Raw genomic sequence first — 570 nt, 5'->3', positions numbered from 1 at the left:
TGCATCGCTTCCATCCCTTTCAACGTCCGGTACGCCGAGGTCCGGTTTTTGAACGCCCCCTTCGGTCCGAGGATCCGTTTCAGCCGCCCATGATCTCCTTCAATGACGTTATTGAGGTATTTCACCTGCCGGTGTTCCACGGTCTGCGGGCAGATTCCCTCTGACTTCAACTCGGCGATTGCCCTGGCCAGGGAGGGTGCTTTATCGGTGTTGATCACCCGCGGGAACCCGGTTATCGTGTTCGACCTCAGGGTCTTGGCCAGGAAACGCTTCGCTGCGGCGACGTTACGCTTTGGGGACAGGTAAAAATCCAGGGTATGCCCGCCCGCGGTGATGGCCCGATAGAGGTAGCACCACTTTCCCCCGACCCGGATATAGGTCTCGTCCACCCGCCAGGACCGGGCCTGCCAATCCGGGACTTGTCGGTACCACCGGGTCTGCTTGTCCAGCTCAGGAGCATATTTCTGGACCCAGCGGTAGATGGTGCTGTGATCGACCGGTACGCCGCGTTCGGTCATCATTTCTTCCAGATCGCGGTAGCTGAGCCCGTAGCGGCAGTACCACCGGACC

Annotated in this window: 1 protein-coding gene; it reads right to left on the bottom strand. The window is 60.0% G+C overall.

All coding sequences use genetic code 11. The features are described from left to right. The coding region (locus HMPREF0298_RS11270) for an IS6-like element ISCef5 family transposase (protein WP_006841328.1) at positions 1 to 570 on the bottom strand (570 nt) is incomplete at both ends.

It is taken from the genome of Corynebacterium lipophiloflavum DSM 44291, assembly GCF_000159635.1.
Taxonomy (GTDB): Bacteria; Actinomycetota; Actinomycetes; order Mycobacteriales; family Mycobacteriaceae; genus Corynebacterium; species Corynebacterium lipophiloflavum.
The sequence above is the reverse complement of the archived record's forward strand: the minus strand, read 5'-3'. Positions and strand labels throughout refer to the sequence as shown.